Origin of the sequence: Ruegeria sp. EL01, assembly GCF_900313035.1 — a bacterium.
In the GTDB taxonomy this organism is placed as follows: Bacteria; Pseudomonadota; Alphaproteobacteria; order Rhodobacterales; family Rhodobacteraceae; genus Ruegeria.
Window position 1 is genome coordinate 1 of sequence record NZ_OMPS01000015.1, and the last position, 1,240, is coordinate 1,240.

The 1,240-nt window shown below is 52.5% G+C and carries 2 protein-coding genes and 1 tRNA gene; 2 read left to right on the forward strand and 1 reads right to left on the reverse strand.

Annotation, left to right across the window (positions count from 1 at the left end):
- The first annotated feature begins 212 nt into the window (after positions 1-212).
- Positions 213-289: transfer RNA gene (locus tag D9K61_RS08250), tRNA-Met, on the forward strand.
- Positions 290-568: 279 nt separating this feature from the next.
- Positions 569-859 carry a hypothetical protein gene (locus D9K61_RS26910; protein ID WP_216825772.1) on the forward strand — a complete coding sequence of 97 codons (291 nt, stop codon included), beginning with the start codon at positions 569-571 and terminating at the stop codon, positions 857-859.
- Positions 860-886: 27 nt separating this feature from the next.
- Here the strand turns inward: D9K61_RS26910 and D9K61_RS08260 are convergent.
- The coding region (locus tag D9K61_RS08260; protein ID WP_371688463.1) for a transposase at positions 887-1,240 on the reverse strand (354 nt) is incomplete at its 5' end.

The following is a 1,240-nucleotide window of genomic DNA, read 5'->3' on the forward strand; positions in this document are numbered from 1 at the left end:
CCGCGCCAATGGTACTTGGGCTTAAGCCCCGGGAGAGTAGGTCACCGCCAAACCTAGAAAAATCCCACATTCTCTCAAAACGATAGAATACCTATTCGACCCCGGCCTCAAATAGCGCAAGCAATAGGCCAACCAACGGTCTCAACTCGCCAAATAGGCGCCAGACCAGCCAAAGACCTCAAGTAGCGTAAGCGATAGGTCACAAAAAATGTCGCGGGATGGAGCAGCCCGGTAGCTCGTCAGGCTCATAACCTGAAGGTCGTAGGTTCAAATCCTACTCCCGCAACCAATCTTTAGTGTCATAAAACAATCACTTAGCCTCGTATCACGCGAGGCTTTTTGTTTTTTGCCTTACCTGCTGGAAGCACTGTGGAAGCAAACGGGGCGAGAATATCGTGTGGCGAACAGGCAACATCAGAAATCAGTGAGCTTTTAGTACCCCACCACTTTTCATCCCAATGGCAATGTGCAGAAATACTTGAACGGTAGAGTTGAATTCCGGCAACTGTTTTTCACGTTGGGTTGCAGGTTCTTCTCTCGATACATCCGAATTGAGGCACTAATTTCTATGAAAACACAAAGTATTTGGGACCACGACCTTCTAGACTACGAACATATCGGGAACACTTTCACAAACCTGATTAAGTCAATGGAAATCACAAAGGTCATTTCCATTGAAGCTGGATTTGGCAGGGGAAAGACGTTCTTTCGGAAAGCGTGGTCAGAACAACTCAGACAGTCCGGGGAAACTGTTATCGAAGTAGACGTTCAGCAATCCGACCACTCGGGCGATCCCATTGTTACACTGCTTGGGGCGTTGGTCGAGGCCGTCGGCTTTGTTGCACAAATCGGGGTCTGAACGCACTTCCCCTTTCCGCGGACAGACTCATCCTACGGGCTCTGTGATGGGTATGCCAAGAGCGGTGTAGCGGTTGAGCACCGCGATCCGGATCTGTAGCTCAGCGACCTGCCGGTCGAAGTCTCGGGCCATGAGGCCTTGGCCCAGGAGTTTGAGGCAGTGCATCTTCGTCTCTGCGCGACTTCGGCGGTGATAGCCGGTCAACTTTCGCCAGAGTGCCCGTCCAAGATATTTGGACGCCCTGACAGCTTCGTTTCGGGCGATAGCTCCTGCCGTGGTTGGCTTCCAAAGTTGGGCATTCTTGCGTGGCGGGATGATGGCGGCGGCTCCGCGAGCGGCAATCACATTGTKGCAGCTGCGCGTGTCGTMGGCCCCATCAGC

Bases quoted from the DNA above. Each gene is read 5' to 3' on its own strand.
- D9K61_RS26910 (WP_216825772.1), top strand. From the start codon at position 569: ATGAAAACACAAAGTATTTGGGACCACGACCTTCTAGACTACGAACAT.